We start from the raw sequence: 18,968 nt of genomic DNA on the forward strand, positions 1-18,968 counted from the left end.
CGCGTCGGCGGGAAGACAGGGCCTGACGCCCGTCAGTGCCCGTGATCACAAGGACGGTGGTCGCCGTGGGCGACGCCCCTCACTACGACGTGGTCATCATCGGTACCGGTGCGGGCGGCGGCACCCTCGCCCATCGCCTCGCCCCTTCCGGAAAACGCGTGCTCCTCGTCGAACGAGGCGGCTACCTGCCGCGCGAGCGGGACAACTGGGACTCGACGGCCGTCTTCGTCAAGGGCAAGTACCGGGCCCCGGAGTTCTGGCTGGACAAGCACGGCGCCGAGTTCCCGCCGGAGGTCAACTACTACGTCGGCGGCAACACCAAGTTCTACGGCGCCGCCCTCTTCCGGCTGCGGCCCGAGGACTTCGGCGAACTCCGCCACCACGGCGGCCTCTCCCCCGCCTGGCCGATCCGGTACGAGGACCTGGAGCCGTACTACACCCAGGCCGAGCACCTCTACCGCGTCCACGGACGCCATGGCGAGGATCCCGGCGAGGGCCCGGTGAGCGCACAGTACGCCCACCCGCCCGTTCAACACGAGCCGCGCATCCAGCAGTTGAGCGACGACCTCCAGAAGCACGGTCTGCACCCCTTCCACCTGCCGATCGGTGTCGATCTCAGCCAGGAGAACGGAGGGCGGGCCACCCACAGCAGCGTCTGCATCCGCTGCGACCGGGTGGACGGCTTCCCGTGTCTCGTGCGCGGCAAGTCCGACGCCGAAGTGATCTGTGTGGAGCCCGCGCTACGGCACCCCAACGTCGAGTTGGTCACGGACACGCACGTGGTCCGGCTGGAGACCGACGCGACCGGACGCCGTGTCAGCGCCGTCGTCGGCCGACTCCCCGACGGCTCCGAGGTCCGGTACACGGCGGACGTCGTGGTCGTCTCCTGCGGGGCGGTCAACTCCGCGGCGCTGCTGCTCGCCTCGGCGAACGAGCACCATCCCCGCGGCCTCGCCAACAGCTCCGACGTGGTCGGCCGGTTCTACATGCGGCACAACAACGAAGCCCTGATGGCGGTGTCGAAGGAGCCCAACGACACCCGGTTCCAGAAGACCTTGGCCCTGCACGACTGGTACCTCGGCGCGGACGACTGGGACTTCCCGCTGGGCGGGATCCAGATGCTCGGCAAGTCGGACGCCGAACAGATCCACGGCGAGGCCCCGCGGTGGGCGGGTGCCGTGACGCCGGACATGCCGTTCGAGGTGCTCGCGCACCACGCCGTCGACTTCTGGCTGTGCGGCGAGGACCTGCCCCTGGCCGACAACCGCGTCACCCTCGACGGTGACGGGCGGATCCACCTCGCCCTCGACGAGAAGAACAACATCGAGGGCCCGCGTCGGCTGAAGCACAAGCTGGAGGGCATGCTGGGCCACCTGGGCATGCACGAGCACCATCTGCTCCCCCACAGCATCTACCTGCACAAGGGCATGCCGATCGGCGCGACCGCGCACCAGGCGGGCACCGTGCGCTTCGGCACGGACCCGGCCGCCTCCGCCCTCGACGTCGACTGCAAGGCCCACGACCTCGACAACCTCTACGTCGTCGACACGAGCTTCTTCCCGAGCATCGGCGCGGTCAACCCGTCCTTGACGGCCATCGCCAACGCCCTGCGGGTCGGCGACCACCTCATCGCCCGCCTGGGCTGACCGTACCCGCGGCCCGGGTTCCGTTGGACCGATCGGACGAAGATGCGCGGCCCAACGGCCCAAAGACAGTTCTCGGTGCATGCCGTCCGCCGGAGCCGGTGGTTGCGTGACCTCCGTGCTCGGCCGGTGGCAGCCGTGCGGGCACGGCCGCGCAGCGAGGAGGCAGGGCATCGTGGATTCGACCGAGGGAGCACCGCAGGGTGTGATCCCCGCACGTCTGCTGAAGGGTCAGAAGGCCCTGGTCACCGGAGCCAATTCGGGCATCGGCAAGGCCACGGCCATCGGCCTGGGCCGGGCCGGCGCCGAGGTGGTCGTGAACTATGTCGCAGGCCGTGAGGCCGCAGAGGAAGTGGTCGAGGAGATCGCTTCGTTCGGGGTGCGTGCGGCGGCCTACGAGGCGGACGTGTCCAAGGAGGACCAGGTCGAGGCGATGATGGACCGGATGGTCGAGGAGTTCGGGACCATCGACATCCTCGTCGCCAACGCGGGCCTGCAACGGGACGCCCGGCTCGCCGACATGACGCTCGCCCAGTGGCAGAAGGTCATCGACGTCAACCTCACCGGTCAGTTCCTGTGCGCCCGGGAGGCGACGAAAGAGTTCCGGCGCCGTGGCGTCGTCCCGGAGGTGTCCCGGGCCGCCGGAAAGATCGTCTGCATGAGTTCGGTGCACCAGATCATCCCGTGGTCGGGGCACGTGAACTACGCGTCCTCCAAGGGCGGTGTGCAGATGATGATGCAAACCCTGGCCCAGGAGCTCGCGCCGGAGAAGATCCGGGTGAACGCGGTCGCCCCGGGGGCGATCAGGACACCGATCAACCGCGATGCCTGGGAGACTCCCGAGGCGCGCGAGGACCTGCTGAGGCTCATCCCGTACGACCGGATCGGCGACCCCGAGGACATCGCCCATGCCGTGGTCGCGCTCGCCTCCGACCTCATGGACTACGTGGTGGGAACCACCCTGTACGTCGACGGCGGCATGACACTCTTCCCGGGCTTCGCCACCGGCGGCTGACCGGCCGCCCCACTTCGGACGTCACGAACAGCGAAGGCGCGCATGCCCACCTCGTTCCACCTGCTGGCGGACGCCCCGGCCCAGCTGCTGCCGGCCCGGGAACTCATGGCCTTCACTCTGGCGTCCCACATCATCCTGGTGCCCCTGGGCGTGGCCTTTCCCTTCATCACCCTGGTCATGCACTACCGCGGGCTGCGCCGCAAGGACGCCGCGGCGTTGCTCCTGGCGCGGCGCTGGTCGGCCGTCATGGCGGTGCAGTTCGCGCTCGGCATCGTCACCGGCACGGTGCTCTCCTTCGAGTTCGGCCTGCTCTGGCCGGGTCTGATGGGCAGGTGGGGTGATGTCTTCGGCATCGGGTTCGGCGTCGAGGCCTGGGCGTTCTTCCTGGAGGCCGTGCTCATCGCCATCTACTTGTACGGGTGGCGGCGGCTGAAACCCCGTACGCACTTCCTGCTCGGTCTTCCGCTCCCGGCCGCCGCGCTGCTCGGGGCGTTCGGCATCCTGGCCGCCAACTCCTGGATGAACACGCCTCAGGGCTTCTCCCTCGACTCCGAGGGGAACCCGGTCGACGTCGACGTCTGGAAGGCGATCTTCACCCCGATGTTCGGGCCGCAGTACTGGCACTTCGTCGTGGCGATGGTCATCACCGCGGGGTTCATGGTCGCCGGGGTCTACGCCATGGGCTGGCTACGCGGCCGCCGGGACCACTACCACCGGCTCGGATTCGCCGTTCCGTTCACCATCGCCGCGGTGGCCACTCCTCTGCAGTTCGTCCTCGGCGACTCCATCGCCCGGTCGGTGTTCCACAAGCAGCCGGTGAAGTTCGCCGCCCTTGAGATCGTCTGGGAGACCGACACCCGGGTACCGGAGTACCTCTTCGGGCGCCTGAACGAGGACGGGACCGTCTCGGGCGGCATCAAGATCCCGCTGCTCGACTCGGTCCTCGCCGGATTCAGCCCCGACACCAAGGTGGTGGGACTGACCTCCGTACCGGCGGACCAGCGTCCGACGGCCACCCAGGCGACCATCGCCCACTGGGCCTTCGACCTGATGGTCGTCATCGGCTCCGTCCTGGTGCTGCTCGCCCTCTGGTACGGCCTGGTCTGGCTGAGACACCGGCGACTTCCCGCGTCCCGGTGGTTCTACCGCTCCGCCGCCTGTGCGGGCGTCGCCTCCGTCGTGGCCGTCGAGTGCGGCTGGATCGCCACCGAGGTGGGACGCCAGCCATGGATCGTCTACCAGAACATGCGGGTCGCCGAGGCGGTGACCTCGACCCGCTCCACGAGCCTCTGGATCATGCTCGGCGTGGTGATGGTCGTGTACGTGTTCCTCTTCGGCTCGTTCCTCGCCATCCTGCTCAAGATGCGAACGCGCTGGCGGCTCGCCGACGAGGAACGGGCCGCCGGAGGTACGGCCCACGTGCCGGAGGCGGACACCCCCTACGGGCCACGGGCGCCCCTGCCCGCAGGCGACGCCCCCGCCGCCGGTGGTGGATCGTCCCGGACCGAGGACGGCCGGTCATGACCGCCGACTTCATCGCCGTGGTGCTGCTCGTCGCCGTCACCGCGTACGCCTGCGCGGGCGGTACGGACTACGGCGCCGGGTTCTGGGACCTGACGGCCGGGGGAACGGACCGCGGCAGGCGGCCACGATGGCTCATCGACCACGCCATGGCCCCCGTCTGGGAGGTCAACAACGTCTGGCTGATCTTCGTCCTCGTCCTCATGTGGACCGGCTTCCCGATCCTCTTCCAGACCGTGTTCTCCGCGATGTGGCTGCCGCTGGCGCTCGCCGCCGTGGGCATCGTCCTGCGCGGAGCCGGCTTCGCGTTCCGCAAGCCCTCGCGGCGGCTCGTCGGCCGACGGCTGTACGGGGCCGTGTTCGCCGTCTCCTCGCTCGTCACGCCGTTCTTCCTCGGTGCCGCGGTCGGCGGGATCGCGTCGGGACGGGTGGCACCGGGCACGGCGGCGTCGACGGACGCCTGGTCGAACCCGACCTCGCTCACGTTCGGTCTTGTGGCCATCGCGACGACGGCCTTCCTCGGCGCGGTGTTCCTGACGGGAGACGCCCACCGGTTCGAAGCACCCGATCTGGTCGGCTACTTCAGGCGCCGGGCGCTGGGCTGCCTCGCCGTCCTCACCGTCCTGGCGGTGGTCACCGGCTTCGTCACGCACGAGGACTCCCCGTACGTGTGGCACGGACTCACCCACGGCCTGGGGCTGCTCTTCGTCGTCATGGCCGGGGTGGCCGCCCTCGCCACCACCTGGCTGCTCCTGCGGCCGCCGGGCATGTGGATGCGCGTCACGGCGGTCGGGGTCGTCGCCTCCGCCGTCGTCGCCTGGGGCATGGCCCAACGCCCGTATCTCCTCCCCACGTCGCTGACCGTGGCCGATGCCGCGGGCGCGTCCGCCACGCTGACATGGCTGGCGATCGTCACCCTGGTGGCCCTGGTGCTCGTCGTACCGGCGGTCGTCCTCCTGTACTGGCTGGACACCCACGGCGAGCTGGAGGAGCTCACCGACGCCGAACTGCGCGGAGGAAACGGCACGGACGGCGACACCACATCCGGCGGCTGAGCTCCCGTACCCGCGCGGGACACCCGCCTCACGTCCGCATCCACGCAGGACATCCCCTCAAGCCCGGACTCCGACGGAGGAACCGCTGTGACCGACGACGAGATCCTGCTCGGACTCGCTCTGACGGTGGTGCTCGCCACCGGCTCGCAGATCCTGGCGAGCAAGCTGCGCGTCCCGGCCCTGATCGTCCTGCTGCCGGTCGGCTTCGCCGCCGGCGCGATCACGGACGTCATCCACCCGGACAGGTTGATCGGGCCGACCTTCTCCGCCCTCGTGTCGCTGGCCGTCGCGGTGATCCTCTACGACGCCGGGCTCGGCCTCGACCTGCGCAAACTCACCGGCCGCACCCGGGGGATCGTAGGACGACTGCTGGTGTACGGGGTGCTGCTCACGTTCCTGGTCACCGCATCGGTGTCACCCGCGATGTTCGACATGCCCCTCAGGGTCGCCTCGATGCTCGGCGTGATCCTCGTCGTCTCGGGTCCCACCGTCGTGGGTCCGCTGCTCGACTTCGTACGGCCGAACGACAAGGTGCGGCGCATCCTGATCTGGGAGGGGACGCTGACCGACCCGATCGGCGGCATCCTCGGCGCGCTCACCTTCCACGCCATCGCCACGACGCACCAGATCGACATCGGCCGGGGCTACCAGCTGGGCCAGTTCGCCATCAGCCTCGCTGTCGGGCTGGTCGGCGGGGCCGTGGGAACCGCGCTGCTGTGGTTCACCCTGCGTACCCTGAGACTCGGCGAGACCCTCGGCACGCTGGCCCAACTCGCCACCGTGATCGCGGTATCGGCGGGCTGCGACATCGTGCGCGACGACACGGGGCTCATCGCCGCGATCGTCACCGGGCTGGCCGTCGCCAACATCCCGGGGTTCGACATGCCTGCTCGGCGTCCCTTCTTCGCGACCCTGGTGCAACTGATCATCGGGCTGCTGTTCGTCTCCATCTCCTCCACCGTCACACCCGCGTCCCTGGTGCCGGTGCTCCTTCCCGCGCTCGCCCTCATCGCGATCCTCGTCCTGGTGGTGCGGCCGCTGGTGGCCTTCGGGGCGACAGCGCACTCCGGACTGGCCCGGGGGGAGCGGGCCTTCATCGGGTGGATGGACCCGCGAGGCATCGTCGCGGCGGCCACGGCCTCGGCCTTCTCGGCCAGCCTGGTCGAACGGGGGGTGAGCGGGGCCGGGAGGATCCTTCCCGTCACGTTTCTGGTGATCGTGGGAACCGTTCTGCTCTACTCGCTGACGGCAGCCCCCATGGCCAGACGGCTGGGCGTCGTCAAACCGACGGGCACGCGGATCCTCCTGGTGGGTGGGGAGCCCTGGGTGGTCGACCTGGGACGGGCCCTGCGGTCCGCGGGTCTCGAGGTCGTGATGTGGGCGGGACTCGACGAGGAGCGGGCCCTGATCAAGGCCGCCGGGATCGACCTGGCCAAGGGCGATCTGCTGGCCACCGCCATCAACCCCGGGGCGCGACTCGAGGGCGTGACGGCCGTGTTCCTGGCCACCGATGACGACGACTTCAACGCGCTCGCCTCCGTGGTGATGCAGGACAATGTCGAAGGGCCCGTCTACCGGGTCGGACCGCCGCACGACAGCCACGGAGTCGTAGCTCCGTACACCGGTGGCGACATCCTCTTCGGCCGTTCCCTCGTCCGGCACGTCCTCGCGGAGCGTTACGAGCGGGGCGCCCGGTTCGTGGTGCAGCCCGCGTCCGCACCACTGCCGGCGGATCATCACACCTTGTTCGTCGTGCGGGCGGACCAGACCCTGGACCCGGTCACCGAGCGGAAGGAGACCGTCCCGCGGGAGGGTGACACCGTCGTGCTGTTCGGTACGGTCCCGACGGCCGCAGGGGAGTGAACCGGGGCCCGGGGCCGGGGCCCCGGACGACTAGCGGCGCACGCCTTTGAGCCTCGCGTCCAGCGTGATCGCCGCGTCGATCAGGGCCAGGTGCGTGAAGGCCTGGGGGAAGTTGCCCAGTTGCCGCCCCGTCAGGCCGATCTCCTCGGAGTACAGACCCAGGTGGTTGGCGTAGGTGAGCATCTTCTCCAGCACCAGCCGGGCCAGGTCCGTACGGCCGGCCCGCGCCAGGGCGTCGACGTACATGAACGTGCACAGCGAGAACGTGCCCTCGGAACCGCGCAGTCCGTCGGGTGACGCCTCCGGGTTGTAGCGGTAGACCAGGCTGTCGCTGACCAGCTCACGATCCATCGCCTCCAGCGTGGACGTCCACTTCGGATCCTCGGGGGTGAGGAAGCCGACCGTCGGCATGCGCAGCAGCGACGAGTCGAGCACGTCGTCGCCGTAGTGCTGTACGAAGGCCTGCTTCTTCGGGTCCCATCCTCGGCTGAGGACCTGCCGGTAGATCGCGTCACGTGCTTCGACCCAGCGGCCACCGGCCGCGGGACGGCCGTCGTCGTAGGCGATGCGCAGGGCGCGGTCGAAGGCCACCCAGGACATCACGCGGCCGTAGGTGAAGTCCTTCCGGCCGCCGCGGGTCTCCCACAGTCCTTCTCCGGGCTGATCCCAGTGGTCGACGAGCCAGTCGAGGAGCGTGTGCAGGGCGGTCCAGCCCCCGGTGTCGAGATGCATGCCGTGCCGGTGCGCGAAGTAGATGCTGTCGAGCGCCTCACCGTAGATGTCCAGTTGCAGCTGGCTCGCCGCCCCGTTGCCGATGCGGACCGGTGCCGACCCGCAGTACCCCTCCCAATGTTCCAGCGTCTCCTCGACGAGGTCGGAGGTGCCGTCGACGCGGTACATGATGTTCAGTGGCCCGGTGCCGTTCCCCTCGCCGGCCTTCTCCTTGACGCGGTCGTGCAGCCAGCCGATGAACGAATTCGCCTCCTCCGTGAACCCGAGCCCCAGCAGCGCGTACACCGAGAACGAGGCGTCACGGATCCAGGTGAACCGGTAGTCCCAGTTGCGCTCGCCGCCCAACTGCTCGGGCAGCCCCGTCGTGGGGGCGGCCACCAGGGCGCCCGTCGGCGCGTACGTCATGAGCTTCAGCGTCACCGCCGAGCGTTCCACCGCCTCCCGCCAGCGGCCCGCGTAGGTGGACTGGCCCAGCCACGAGCGCCAGAAGCCGACCGTCTCACCGAAGAGCCGTTCGAACTCCTGCACCCGGACCACGTGCGGCGGCCCGTCGGGGGACGACTCGACGACCATGCCGCGCTGCTGCCCCGCGTGCAGGGTCAGCGAGAAGCGCAGGTCCTTGTCGGCCGAGAGGATGTTCAGCGGCCGGTCGTCCTGCGGCTCACGGACGGGGTGGACGGCGAGGTCGAGGCCCTCCGAGGTGAACAGGGCCCCCTGCTCCGCGATGTGCAGCCGGTGGGGCCTACGCCCGTAGTCGAAGCGCGGAGCGATCTCCCCCTCGAACGTCATGCTGCCCCGGACACAGCGCAGCATGCGGACCAGGCGGTGCCGGTCCGTGGCCGTCGTGCCGGTCACCGGCATGAAGTCGACCACCTCGCCCGCCCCGGCCTCGGTCATGAACCGTGTCACCAGAACGGCTGTGTCGGGGTGGTAGAGCTGTTTGGTGGTGTACGTCTCCGCGGCCGGCCGGACGGTGAAGTGGCCGCCCTTCCGCCGGTCGAGCAGAGCGCCGAAGACGCTGGGCGAGTCGAAGCGCGGGCAGCAGAACCAGTCGATCGTGCCCTCGGTGGTCACGAGCGCGGCGGTCTGCAGATCGCCGATCAGGCCGTGGTTCTCGATCAGGGGATAGTCGTCCATCATGAGCCCCTCTCGGCCCGGCGGACAACGATCGGACACCGTTGCACGGCGGACGCGGCAGCACCGGACGTCACTCGGTCAGCGTAGGCCGACGCGGTCGGCGCGTCCTGGCGAGGGAGAGTCGCGTGAGGTGGCGGCGCGGGGTTCCGCCGCTGCGCGGGTCCCGGAACGGCTCTACGGTGTGAGGACGGCGGTCCCGTCGAGGTGGCCCGCCGTCTCGTGTGCCTCATGAGCACCGGAGTCTCCGGGTGAAGGGGGCGTGACGTGGGTGTCCTGACGTCCTGGGCGGCCCGGTTCAGGCTGCGGCAATACGTCAAGGCGAGCCTGTGGATCGTGCCGATGTTCGGCCTCGTCCTCGGCGCCCTGCTCGCCGAACTCGCCCTTGCCGTCGATCGCGCGGACCGCCCGCCGAGCGGCTGGCACTACTCCGCGACGACCGCGAGCGGCGTCCTCACCGCCATCGTGGGGGCGATGGTCGCGCTGCTCGGATTCGTCGTCACCATCGGCGTCCTGGTCGTGCAGCAGGCCACGGGAACCCTGTCACCCCGCTACATGCGCCTCTGGTACCGCGACCGGCTGCAGAAGGCGGTACTGGCGACCTTCACCGGGACGTTCGCGTTCGCCTTCTCCCTGCTGCGCAGCATCGAGGCCGAATCCGTCCCCGACCTCGGTGTCACCCTGGCCGGCGCCGCGGTGGCCGTCAGTCTCGTCCTCCTGCTCATCTACCTCAACAGGTTCACCCACAGCCTCCGACCGGTGGCCATCGCCGAGTTGGTCGCGCAGATGGGACTGGCCGTCTTCACGAGCGGGGCCGCCACGATCCGGTCCGCCGCGCCGCGCGAAGACGCGGCCGGGCCGGCCGACGCTCCGGTGATGCGTATCCGTACCGACCGAGGCGGAGCCATCCAGGCGTTCGACGCCTCCGGGCTCGTCGCGGAGGCCGCGCGCCACGACTGCGTCTTCGTCGTGACCCGGCTGATCGGCGACTTCGTCCCGCCCGGCACCGTGCTGGTCGAGGTTCACGGGGGTACCTCGAAGCCGGACCCGGAACGGGTGACCTCTCTCGTCGCGCTCGGGGCCGAACGCACCATCGAACAGGACCCCGCCTTCGCGCTGAGGGTCCTCGTCGACATCGCCATCAGGGCGCTCTCCCCCGCGGTGAACGACCCCACCACCGCTGTGCAGGTGATCAACTACATCGAGTCGTTCCTGCACACGGTCGGCCACGCGCGTCTTCCCGGCCGCTATGTCCTGGCCGATCGCCACGGCCATCCCCGGCTCGTCCTGCCGGGGCGGGACTGGGACGCGTATCTCCAGCTCGCCGTGTGCGAGATCCGCGACTACGGCGGCTCGTCCGTGCAGGTCTGTCGACGGCTCCGCGCCATGCTCGACGGTCTGGTCGAGACCCTGCCGCCGCCGCGGCACACCGCTGTGCGAGCGGAGTCGGGCCTGTTGCGGGAGTCGATCGCGCGGGAGTTCACCGACCCGGCCCGCCGGGCCATCGCGGAACAGGCCGACCACCAGGGCATCGGCGGGCGGTACTCCGCGTAGGCCCCCTAGCCCGCCGCAGGGCCCAGGGTGGAGGGGCGGGTTTCCAGGGTCCATGCGTGGCGGCGGACGGTGTCCGCGGCGGTGCGGTGGGCCAGGATGTCGCAGAGGAGTGCGGCGCAGGCGCGGCCGTAGGCGGTGGGGCGCAGGTCGACGGCGGTGATGGGCGGGTTGCTGCTGCGGGTGGCGGTGCTGTCGACGCAGGAGGCCACGAGGAAGTCCTGGCCCGGGGTGCGCCCGAGGGTGGCTGCCGCGTGGAGGACTCCCGGGGCGGCGCCGTCGGGGGCGCAGATGACGGCGTCGACGTCCGGGTGTTCGGCGAGCAGGACCCGGGTCGCCTGCTCGGCCTCCAGGGCGGTGGCCGCGAAGGAGACCGTACGGATCTCCACCGGGACGCCGTGCTCGCGTCCCCAGTTCTCGGCGGCGGCGTGCAGGGCGGCGGCCCAGGCCGAGGTGTCGGCGGGTGCGAGGAGGGCGGGGCACCGGGCCCCGCGGTCGCGCACGTGGTCGAGGAGCGCCGTGAGGGAGGCGGAGTTGTCGCAGACGACGGCGCCGGTCGGGGCGGGGGCCGGGCCGAGGTAGCGCTCGCCGGTGACGACGGGGACGCCGGCGCCGAGGAGGGCGGGCACCGCGGCGTCGCCGACCTCCGGGTCGATGACGAGGAGCCCGTCGACCCGCGAGGCGAGCGGCCCGTGCGTGCCGGTGGCCGGGGCGAGGAGGACGACGTCGAGCCCTTCCTCCTGGGCGCGGGCGACCGCCCCGAAGGCGAGGTTCATGTAGTAGTCGAGCCGCGTCGCCGTCTGGGGCAGGTGGAGCCCGACCGCCCCCGTGCTGGCGCGGCGCAGTCGGCGCGCGGCGCTGTTCGGGCGGTAGCCGAGCCGGTCGGCGACCTCCCTGACGTGGTCCCGCGTGGCCTCGGCCACGCGCCCCGAGCCCTGGAGGGCGTCGGAGACGGTGCTCTTGGAGACTCCGGCGGCGCGGGCGACGTCGAGGAGGGTCACGGTGCGGGCGTTCACGGTCGGAAGTCTAGACGTTCGAGGTCAGCCGCACCGGAACGTTCCGGCAGAGCTTCCGCCCCTCCTTGCCGGAACGTTCCGGCGCGGTCTACAGTCCTGAGTGCCGGAACGTTCCGGCAAGGTCCGTGAGTGCGGTCTCGCACCGTGCCGCCCTCCCCCGCACCCGTCTGGAATGTCGCCATGCGTCTGATCGCCGCCTACAACCCGCCCGCCTCCCCCTCCAGGACCCGCCCCGCCGACCGCGCCCCGCTCCGCGTCGCCGCCGTCCAGCAGCGCTGGCACCGGGATCCGGTCGAGCACCGCGCCGCCCTCCTCGAGGGCATCCGGCTCGCGGCGGAGGAGGGCGCGCGCGTGGTGTGCCTCCAGGAGCTGACGCTCTCGCCGTACTTCGCGGTCGCACGGAAGGCCGATCACCCGGCGCCGGCCGCGCCCGAGGACCTCCTGACCGGCCCGACCTTCACCTTCGCCGCCGAGGCCGCCCGCGAGCACGGCGTCTACGTGCACGCCTCGCTCTACGAGCGGGCGCCGGCGCCCGGCGGCGAGGACGACGGCCTCGGCTACAACACCGCGATCCTCGTGGCCCCGGACGGCACGCTCGCCCAGCGGACCCGCAAGACGCACATCCCGGTCACCGAGGGCTACTACGAGGACCAGTGGTTCCGGCAGGGCCCCGCCGGTGACGACGCGTTCCCGCTGGTGAAGGTCGACGAGGCGCACTTCGGCCTGCCGACCTGCTGGGACCAGTGGTTCCCCGAGCTGGCCCGCGCCTACTCCCTGGCCGGCGCCGACATCCTCGTCTACCCGACCGCCATCGGCTCCGAGCCGGGCCACCCCGGCTTCGACACCCAGCCGCTCTGGCAGAAGGTCATCACCGGCAACGCCGTCGCCAACGCCACCTTCATGGTCGTTCCCAACCGCATCGGCGCCGAGAACGGCCTGGTCTTCTACGGCAGTTCCTTCATCGTCGACCCGTACGGCCGGGTCCTCGCCCAGGCACCTCGCGACGAACCCGCCGTCCTCGTCGCCGACCTCGACCTCGACGCCCGCCGCGACTGGCTGGAACTCTTCCCGTTCCTCACCACCCGCCGCCCCGACGCCTACGCCCCGCTGACCGCGACCCCCTGACGGCCACACGAACCGCACCGACAGCCTCAGCCCTGCACCGCCCCCCACGCCCTACCTTCCACCGGGCGGAGCAGGGCCTTTTTCACACCATCGAAGCTGACTGAAATTTCAGCCAGAAAGGGAATCCCATGATCTCCTACCAGCTGCTCACCTCCTCCGGCTCCCCCCTCGGCTCCCCCGGGCGCACCCGGCCCGCCGAACGCGAACCCTTGCGCGTCGGCCTTGTGCAGATGCGCTGGTACGCCGACGAGCGCGAGCACGACGCCAGGCTCCGCGAGGGCGTGGAGTTGGCGGCGGCGCAGGGCGCGAAGGTCGTGTGCCTGCCCGAGCTCACCCGGAGCCCGTACTTCTGCAACACGGACGATCCGATGGCCGACGGCGCGGACCGCTACCTGGAGGACGTGGAGACCGGGCCCACCGTGGCGCTCGCGGCCGAGCTGGCGACCCGGCTCGGCATCACCGTCCACGCTTCGCTCTACGAGCGCGCGGAGGACGGGGGCCTCGGCTACAACACCGCCGTCTGCGTCGACTCCGACGGCCGGCTCATCGCCCGGACCCGTAAGAACCACATCCCCGCCTTCCCCGGCTACCGCGAGGACCTGTGCTTCCGGCCCGGCGACAGCGGGTTCCCGGTCGTCGAGCACGCCGGCGCCCGGTTCGGCTTCCCGACCTGTTGGGACGAGTGGTTCCCCGAGCTGGCCCGCGCCTACTCCCTGGCCGGGGCGGAGATCCTCGTCCACCCCACAGCGATCGGCTCCGAGGTGGACCTGCCCGCCTTCGACACCCGGCCCATGTGGGAGCAGGCGATCAGCGCCAACGGCCTCACCAACGCCCTGTTCATGATCGTCCCCAACCGGGTCGGGACCGAGGGCCGTTCCACCTTCTACGGCTCCTCCTTCATCTCCGACCCGTACGGCCGGATCATGCTGCGCGCCCCGCGCGACACTCCGGCCGTCCTCGTCGCCGACCTCGACCTCGACCAGCGCCGGGACTGGCTCGAGTTCGGCCTCATGCGCACCCGCCGGCCCGAGCTGTACGGCGCGCTCACCGACCCCGTCACCCCGCCTAGGTGATGGAGGTGTCGCCGAGGGAGATCAGGAGGCGGCGCAGTTTGTGCGCAAGGTCCTCGCACTCCTCCCGGTCGAAGAAGGCGAGCATGCGGGCCTCGTTGGCGAGGTGGTCGGCCATGTAGGCCCGGGTGATCTCGTGGCCCCGCTCGGTGAGGCGGATCTTCACCGAGCGGCGGTCGGCGGTGTCGCGGACCCGTTCGACCAGGCCTTTGGCCTCCATCCGGTCGATGCGGTTCGTGATCGCACCGGAGGTGACCATGGCCGCCTTGCGGAAGGCGCCGGCGGTCAGCTCGTACGGCGGGCCCGAGCGCTGAAGGGTGGTCAGGACGTCGAACTCGCCGAGTTCCAGCTGGCGTTCGGCCGCGAACGCGCGGAACTCCTTCTCCAGCGCGACACCGAGACGCTGGAGCCGGCCGAGCACCTCGACGGGCCACAGCGCCTCGGCCAGGTCGGGGCGCTCCCGCGTCCACTGCCCGATGATGCCGTCGACGGCATCGGCCGCGTCGCCATCCCCGTGGCCGTCCCCGATGTCGGCTCCGCTCATGGTCCGTCCCCTCCTCGCGTCACTGCCCCAGAGATTATCTCAACGTTGAATCACTTGACGCTGAACGAGTCGCCCTGCTTTTATCTCAACGTTGAAATAATCAACCTTGAACGGATGCATTCGGGGGTTCTCGTGTCCGCAGCAGTCTCCGCCGTCCCTTCCACCGCTCCAGCGGTGTCCCGCCGGCCGTCCGCGCTCTGGCTGGCGCTCCTCGCCGCGCCCATCGCCACCGGAGCCAACGCACCGGTCCTGATCCTTCCCGACATGGCCCGTTCCCTGGGCGTCTCCACGGCCGGGGCCACGTGGCTGGTCACCGTCTTCGCCTGGTCCATGACCGTGGGAACACCCCTGTTCGCGGCGCTCGTACGCCACCGTGGCCTGCGCGCGGCTCTCGTCACGGGCACGGTCGCCGCGCTCGCCGGCACCGCGCTCGTCGCGGTCTCGCCGTGGTTTGCTCTGACGCTCGTGGGCAGAGCGGCTCAGGCGGCGGGCGGTGCGGGGCTGGTCGCCGTGGCGATGAACCTCGCCGGCTCGACGCGCAGGATGGGGGCGATCACCGCGGGGTTCGGGGTCCTGGGCGCGGTCGGCCCGCTTCTCGGCTCCGCCCTCGCGGCCCTGGCGGACTGGCGCGCCTCGCTGGCCGTGTCCGCCCTGGCCCTCCTGGCGGTCCCCGCCGTCTGGCGCCACATCCCCCGTACCGGCTCGCAACCCACCCCGCACACCACGCCGTTCGACGCGGTCGGGGCCGGGCTCGTCACGGCCCTGGCGTCGGCACTGGTACTGATTCCCATGGCCCCGCTCACGGGCGCACTGGTCGCCGCGGCGGTGGTCGTCCCGCTGACCGTGCATGTCCGGCGCCACCCGGACGGCTTCGTTCCCGCCGCCGTGCTGCGCTCCCGTGCGTTCGTCAGCTCCTCCCTGCTCGCGTTCGCGTTCTCCACCTCCTACTTCATCCTGCTGTTCGCCCTGCCCGAGCTGGCGCGGCGGCACACGGACTGGAGCACCGAGGCCGTCGGTACAGGACAGCTGGTCGCGCTCCTGACCGGCTCCGCGCTCTCGTGGCTCCTCGCCGCGTCGGCCGCGCGCCTGGGCCACCGGAAGGTCCTCACCGTCCTGATCACCCTCGGCACGGCCGCACCCCTCACCGCCGCGTTCACGTCGTGGGGGCCCGCGCTGCTCCTCGCCGCGGCGGCCGCCGTCTTCGTCGCCACCGGCAGCAACGCCACCCTGTCCGTCCACGCCGCCCAGCCCGCCCCGGCCCCCCAACGACCGGCCGCGATCGGCCTCTTCGTCCTCTGCTACCAACTGGGCGGAGCCCTCGGCCCCGCCCTCGCCACCCTCCTCGTCCTGACGTGAAGGACCCTTCAGACCCTTCAGGCGCGGTTCGGGCCGAGTTGGAGCCGACTGTGTCGCATGCGCCGGGCCGCCTCTTCGAGGTCGGCCTGGCGTACGGCTTCCTCCCAGACCGCGAAGGCGAACCAGGCGCCGCACGCCAGCGGCCGCTACTGACAGTCCGGCTGCTGCTCGTCCTCGTCGGTGGCGTACGGGTGGACGTACCGGCCGTCGTCGAGCGGAGCGAACCAGCCGCCGAGGGTCAGTGGCGTGATGTCGTCGTTCGAGTCTTGGTAGAGCCACTCAAAGTCCGTGTCCTCGTACGCCCAGGAGGCGAAGGCGTCCAGGGCGTCCGTGGTGGCGTCGTCCAGGAGGCCGTACAGGTCGAGGGTGGCCTCCGCGTGGCCCAGGAGGAGTTTGAGAGCCACTGCCTCCGCCAGGCAGCCGAGGTGCAGGAAGCTGCCGTCGGTGAAGCGGGTGGTCAGGGCGATCGTGGTCACCAGGAAGCGGCGGGCGAAGAGTTCGTCGTATTCGAGGGCGTAGCGGGGCGGGAGCTCGCCCAGGTGCCACAGTTCGCTGTCGCACTCGGCGACATTGGTCTCCTCCTCGGCAAGGGTCTGGACGTCGTCGTACAGCTCGTCGACGAGGAGTTCCGTGGCGTACACCAGGGCCCCGGCGGCCAGTTCGGCCGTCTCCGGGGCGATGCCGTCGAAGGACGCGGCGGCGAGGGAGGCCAGGCGCGGGGCCAGTGCGCGGATCTGGGGCTCGTGGTCGACGTCCGGGTCCGTCATGCCGCCGCCCGCCGGTGCGTTCGCCGGGTGCGCAGGTGTGCTCGTCGTCGCGGCCGCGCTCGCCTTGTGCTGGGCGCGGCGGGTCTCCAGGTCGCTGGACGGCGCGTTCGGGCCGTCGGCGGCCTCCAGGCTCTCGCGGGTCAGGTCGATGTGGAGTTTGACCTCGCTGCTCTCCACCACCCAGTCGGCGAGGAGCTCCGAGCGTTCCAGGACGTCCTCGGCGACCGAGCCGACGGCATGCTCGGCGATCTCCAAGGAGAGCGCATGGACGAAGACCTTGAGGATCGCCCCGCGCGCGTGGACGGCGACGATCGTCTCCAGGACGTCGATCTCGATTCCGTCGGGTCCCTCGATCGCCTCCACGGAGTCGAACCCGCGCTCCAACAGCGTTGAAGTGCCGACCTGTTGGAGTGCGTCCAACTCCTCCGCACCGTCGGGTACCCGCGCATCCACCGTTACGACGTAGCTCACGTCCGCAAGCGTGCCAGGAACCGGTCCGATTGTTGTCCGGTCGCGCGAAGCCGCGGGCGAAGAGAGCGGGTGGCGACGGCGGTTGCCGCGCCACCCGCTCCACGGTCAGTTCGCGTTCACGAGGTCGTGCGCGGGGACCGTCACGGTGCGCTTGCCGGGGGTGCCGCCGAGGACGATCTTCCGGAGGGCGCTGTTGTTGTCGAGGTTGGTCTCCTTCAGGCGCTTCGCCGGGTTGGCGAGCACCTGGATGTAGTACGTGCCGTTGGGGATGTCCGTGATGTCGAACGACTGGCCCGGCAGGTCCTGGGTGTACGTGTCACCGGAGCCGACGTCCAGGACCTCGCGGACGGAGATGGAGTTCTCCTGGCCGCAGGCGGTGGACAGATCGGTGTTGTACGGGTGCCAGTTGGCGTTCTTAACCGTGTAGTCGACCGCGTCGGTGTTGGCCAGGCAGAAGGCCTCCTTGCCGCTGCGTACCGCTTCCTTCTGGTCCGCCTTCAGGAGCCGGTAGCTGGCGAAGTCGGTGAAGTGCCAGTGCACATGGCCCGGACGCGGGTCCCACTCCATGGTGCCTGTCGGGGTGTAGCCGACCTGCTTGCCCTGGGCGTCGTAGAAGTACTGGTACGCGTCCATCGTGGCCTTGCCGGGCGACCGGAAGCCGTCCACGACGAGCTGGGCCGGACCGGCGTTCCACACGTTGGCGCTGAAGGCCAGGTAGTCCTTGCCGGGGATGTCCTCGGCGCCGTCGCTGATGACGATGCCGTAGGCCGGCAGCGAGCGCAGGTCCGGCTTGGGGACGTCCGCCGGGACGGAGGCCTTGCCGGTGGGCCGCTGGGACATCGGCTTGAGGGCGGGCGCCTTGCGCGATCCGTCGGTCTGCCCGGCGGTGTCGCCCGTCTGCAGCCGCATGTCCGCGCGCGCGGCCTGCTGCTGCTTCTTCAGCGCCCAGGGCAGGGCCGGCGGCGCGGCCTTCAGCGGGCCGTGGCCCACGTTGTACGAGACGCCCGCGCCGCTGGTCTCCGGCGCGCCGGCCTGGGCCGGCGTCGGGGCGTGACCCGCCCCGTGCCCGGCGTGTGCGGACGGGGCCGGGGCCTGGGCCGGGGCCTGGTGACCGGCGCCGTGTCCGGCGTGCTCGCCGGCGGCGGCCGAGCGGGCGGCCGCGCCGCCGCGGCCCTCCTCCCAACTGCGCTCCTCGACGGTGACCTTCACCGTCGCGGGCTTGTCGGCGATGCCGAAGAGGTCGCGGTACTTCTTGGCGACCCCGACCTTGGCCGTGTACGTACCGGCGGCGAGCTTCACCGGCTGGGTGTAGGAGCCGGCGTAGGTGTTGGACGCCCACCCCTTCTCGACGCCCCACACGGAACCGAGGGTGAAGGGGTTGGTGGGGCAGCTCTCCGGATACTTCGAGGTGGCGGGCGCGTCGGCCCGGACCCGTCCGCTGGCGTTGTTCGGACAGAAGCTCTCCGTCCGGGTGACGACCTTCTTGCCCGCCTTGTCGGTGAGGGTGATCTCCGCGAAGCCGGGCAGCCCGGAGAAGTCCTTCACGGTGCCCAGGGGCAGCGTCTTGGACGTCGCCTTGCCGCCGTTGAACACGGTCTGGGTGATGGTCACCGGGTCCTTGTAGGACTTCCGGGTCACCTTGAACTCCAGCGGAGTCCCCTCCGCGGTCAGGTAGGTGCCCAGGTCCAGAAAGACGCCCGGCTCCTCCTTCCACGAGGTGAGCGTGACCGATTCGGTCGCGGCGATCAGACTCAGCTTGGGCCCCGTCGCGGCCTTCGCCTGATCCGGCGTGGCGGCCATGAAGCCGGCCGTCACCGCCATGGCGGCGACGGCCGTGGTACCGGCGAGCAGCGGACGCCGCAGCCGGGTGGTGCGCTTGGTGGTCATCGTTCCCTCGTCCTCCGGATGCTGTGAGAAGGAAGCGGACAGCGGGCCACCCGGCCGAGCGGGACAGGGACGGACTCGCGGTCCGTACGGTCCGGCCGGCGCGGTGAGAGGCACTCGCTGCGCCCGTGGGGAGAGAGGAGGCGGAGGGATGCCGGGTTGTCCGGGGGGTCGAAATGGTCGGGATGTTGGCCGAATAGTGCCGCCCGACACGGCCGCGT

At 70.8% G+C, this 18,968-nt stretch carries 14 protein-coding genes; 9 read left to right on the forward strand and 5 right to left on the reverse strand.

Going from position 1 to position 18,968, the window contains the following annotated elements; genetic code table 11:
- The first annotated feature begins 65 nt into the window (after positions 1–65).
- The 5 genes from ACWCO8_RS02370 (at position 66) to ACWCO8_RS02390 (ending at position 7,097) form a co-directional block, all read left to right on the forward strand.
- Positions 66–1,646 carry a GMC oxidoreductase gene (locus tag ACWCO8_RS02370; RefSeq protein WP_451030525.1) on the forward strand — a complete coding sequence of 527 codons (1,581 nt, stop codon included), beginning with the start codon at positions 66–68 and terminating at the stop codon, positions 1,644–1,646.
- A 205-nt stretch (positions 1,647–1,851) separates the two neighbouring features.
- Entirely contained in the window at positions 1,852–2,658 is an 807-nt protein-coding gene (locus tag ACWCO8_RS02375) for an SDR family oxidoreductase (RefSeq protein ID WP_451030883.1), read from the forward strand.
- Between the two features lie 42 nt (positions 2,659–2,700).
- Positions 2,701–4,182: a cytochrome ubiquinol oxidase subunit I gene (locus ACWCO8_RS02380; protein WP_451030526.1), complete on the forward strand. Its 1,482-nt coding sequence runs from the start codon at positions 2,701–2,703 to the stop codon at positions 4,180–4,182.
- On the forward strand, positions 4,179–5,234 hold the full coding sequence (locus tag ACWCO8_RS02385) for a cytochrome d ubiquinol oxidase subunit II (RefSeq protein WP_451030527.1): 1,056 nt from the start codon (positions 4,179–4,181) through the stop codon (positions 5,232–5,234). The genes ACWCO8_RS02380 and ACWCO8_RS02385 overlap by 4 nt, the downstream gene beginning before the upstream one ends.
- An 87-nt stretch (positions 5,235–5,321) precedes the next feature.
- Entirely contained in the window at positions 5,322–7,097 is a 1,776-nt protein-coding gene (locus tag ACWCO8_RS02390) for a cation:proton antiporter (protein ID WP_451030528.1), read from the forward strand.
- Between the two features lie 30 nt (positions 7,098–7,127).
- Here the strand turns inward: ACWCO8_RS02390 and ACWCO8_RS02395 are convergent, their stop codons facing one another.
- A complete protein-coding gene (locus ACWCO8_RS02395) occupies positions 7,128–8,966 on the reverse strand; it encodes a glycoside hydrolase family 15 protein (RefSeq protein ID WP_451030529.1) in 1,839 nt (612 codons plus the stop codon).
- A gap of 264 nt (positions 8,967–9,230) precedes the next feature.
- Here ACWCO8_RS02395 and ACWCO8_RS02400 point away from each other — a divergent pair, with 264 nt between their 5' ends.
- Complete coding sequence (locus ACWCO8_RS02400; RefSeq protein WP_451030530.1) at positions 9,231–10,517, forward strand: DUF2254 domain-containing protein; 1,287 nt, start codon at positions 9,231–9,233, stop codon at positions 10,515–10,517.
- 5 nt (positions 10,518–10,522) lie between these two features.
- Here ACWCO8_RS02400 and ACWCO8_RS02405 read toward each other — a convergent pair whose 3' ends face one another.
- Positions 10,523–11,530: a LacI family DNA-binding transcriptional regulator gene (locus ACWCO8_RS02405; RefSeq protein ID WP_451030531.1), complete on the reverse strand. Its 1,008-nt coding sequence runs from the start codon at positions 11,528–11,530 to the stop codon at positions 10,523–10,525.
- Between the two features lie 180 nt (positions 11,531–11,710).
- Between ACWCO8_RS02405 and ACWCO8_RS02410 the strand changes: the two genes are divergently transcribed.
- The gene (locus ACWCO8_RS02410) at positions 11,711–12,655 is read left to right on the forward strand and encodes a carbon-nitrogen hydrolase (RefSeq protein ID WP_451030532.1); all 945 of its coding nucleotides are present in this window, start codon (positions 11,711–11,713) and stop codon (positions 12,653–12,655) included.
- Between the two features lie 128 nt (positions 12,656–12,783).
- Positions 12,784–13,728 (forward strand): nitrilase-related carbon-nitrogen hydrolase, encoded by a 945-nt coding sequence (locus ACWCO8_RS02415; protein WP_451030533.1) that lies wholly within the window; start codon positions 12,784–12,786, stop codon positions 13,726–13,728.
- On the opposite strand, the gene ACWCO8_RS02420 is transcribed toward ACWCO8_RS02415, so the two are convergent.
- Positions 13,721–14,269, reverse strand: a complete 549-nt coding sequence (locus ACWCO8_RS02420) for a MarR family winged helix-turn-helix transcriptional regulator (RefSeq protein ID WP_451030534.1) — start codon at positions 14,267–14,269, stop codon at positions 13,721–13,723. The genes ACWCO8_RS02415 and ACWCO8_RS02420 overlap by 8 nt on opposite strands.
- Before the next feature lie 132 nt (positions 14,270–14,401).
- Here ACWCO8_RS02420 and ACWCO8_RS02425 point away from each other — a divergent pair, with 132 nt between their 5' ends.
- Complete coding sequence (locus tag ACWCO8_RS02425; protein ID WP_451030535.1) at positions 14,402–15,625, forward strand: MFS transporter; 1,224 nt, start codon at positions 14,402–14,404, stop codon at positions 15,623–15,625.
- Positions 15,626–15,771: 146 nt separating this feature from the next.
- Here the strand turns inward: ACWCO8_RS02425 and ACWCO8_RS02430 are convergent, their stop codons facing one another.
- On the reverse strand, positions 15,772–16,863 hold the full coding sequence (locus ACWCO8_RS02430) for a hypothetical protein (protein WP_451030536.1): 1,092 nt from the start codon (positions 16,861–16,863) through the stop codon (positions 15,772–15,774).
- 105 nt (positions 16,864–16,968) lie between these two features.
- Complete coding sequence (locus ACWCO8_RS02435; protein WP_451030537.1) at positions 16,969–18,750, reverse strand: lysyl oxidase family protein; 1,782 nt, start codon at positions 18,748–18,750, stop codon at positions 16,969–16,971.
- Positions 18,751–18,968: the final 218 nt, after the last annotated feature.

Source organism: Streptomyces sp. NPDC001927, assembly GCF_053594455.1.

Excerpts from the sequence above, each read along its gene's own strand:
- ACWCO8_RS02380 (WP_451030526.1), top strand. The coding sequence starts at position 2,701 with ATGCCCACCTCGTTCCACCTGCTGGCGGACGCCCCGGCCCAGCTGCTG.
- ACWCO8_RS02385 (WP_451030527.1), top strand. The coding sequence starts at position 4,179 with ATGACCGCCGACTTCATCGCCGTGGTGCTGCTCGTCGCCGTCACCGCG.
- ACWCO8_RS02395 (WP_451030529.1), bottom strand. The coding sequence starts at position 8,966 with ATGGACGACTATCCCCTGATCGAGAACCACGGCCTGATCGGCGATCTG.
- ACWCO8_RS02410 (WP_451030532.1), top strand. The coding sequence starts at position 11,711 with ATGCGTCTGATCGCCGCCTACAACCCGCCCGCCTCCCCCTCCAGGACC.
- ACWCO8_RS02415 (WP_451030533.1), top strand. The coding sequence starts at position 12,784 with ATGATCTCCTACCAGCTGCTCACCTCCTCCGGCTCCCCCCTCGGCTCC.
- ACWCO8_RS02420 (WP_451030534.1), bottom strand. The coding sequence starts at position 14,269 with ATGAGCGGAGCCGACATCGGGGACGGCCACGGGGATGGCGACGCGGCC.
- ACWCO8_RS02435 (WP_451030537.1), bottom strand. The coding sequence starts at position 18,750 with ATGACCACCAAGCGCACCACCCGGCTGCGGCGTCCGCTGCTCGCCGGT.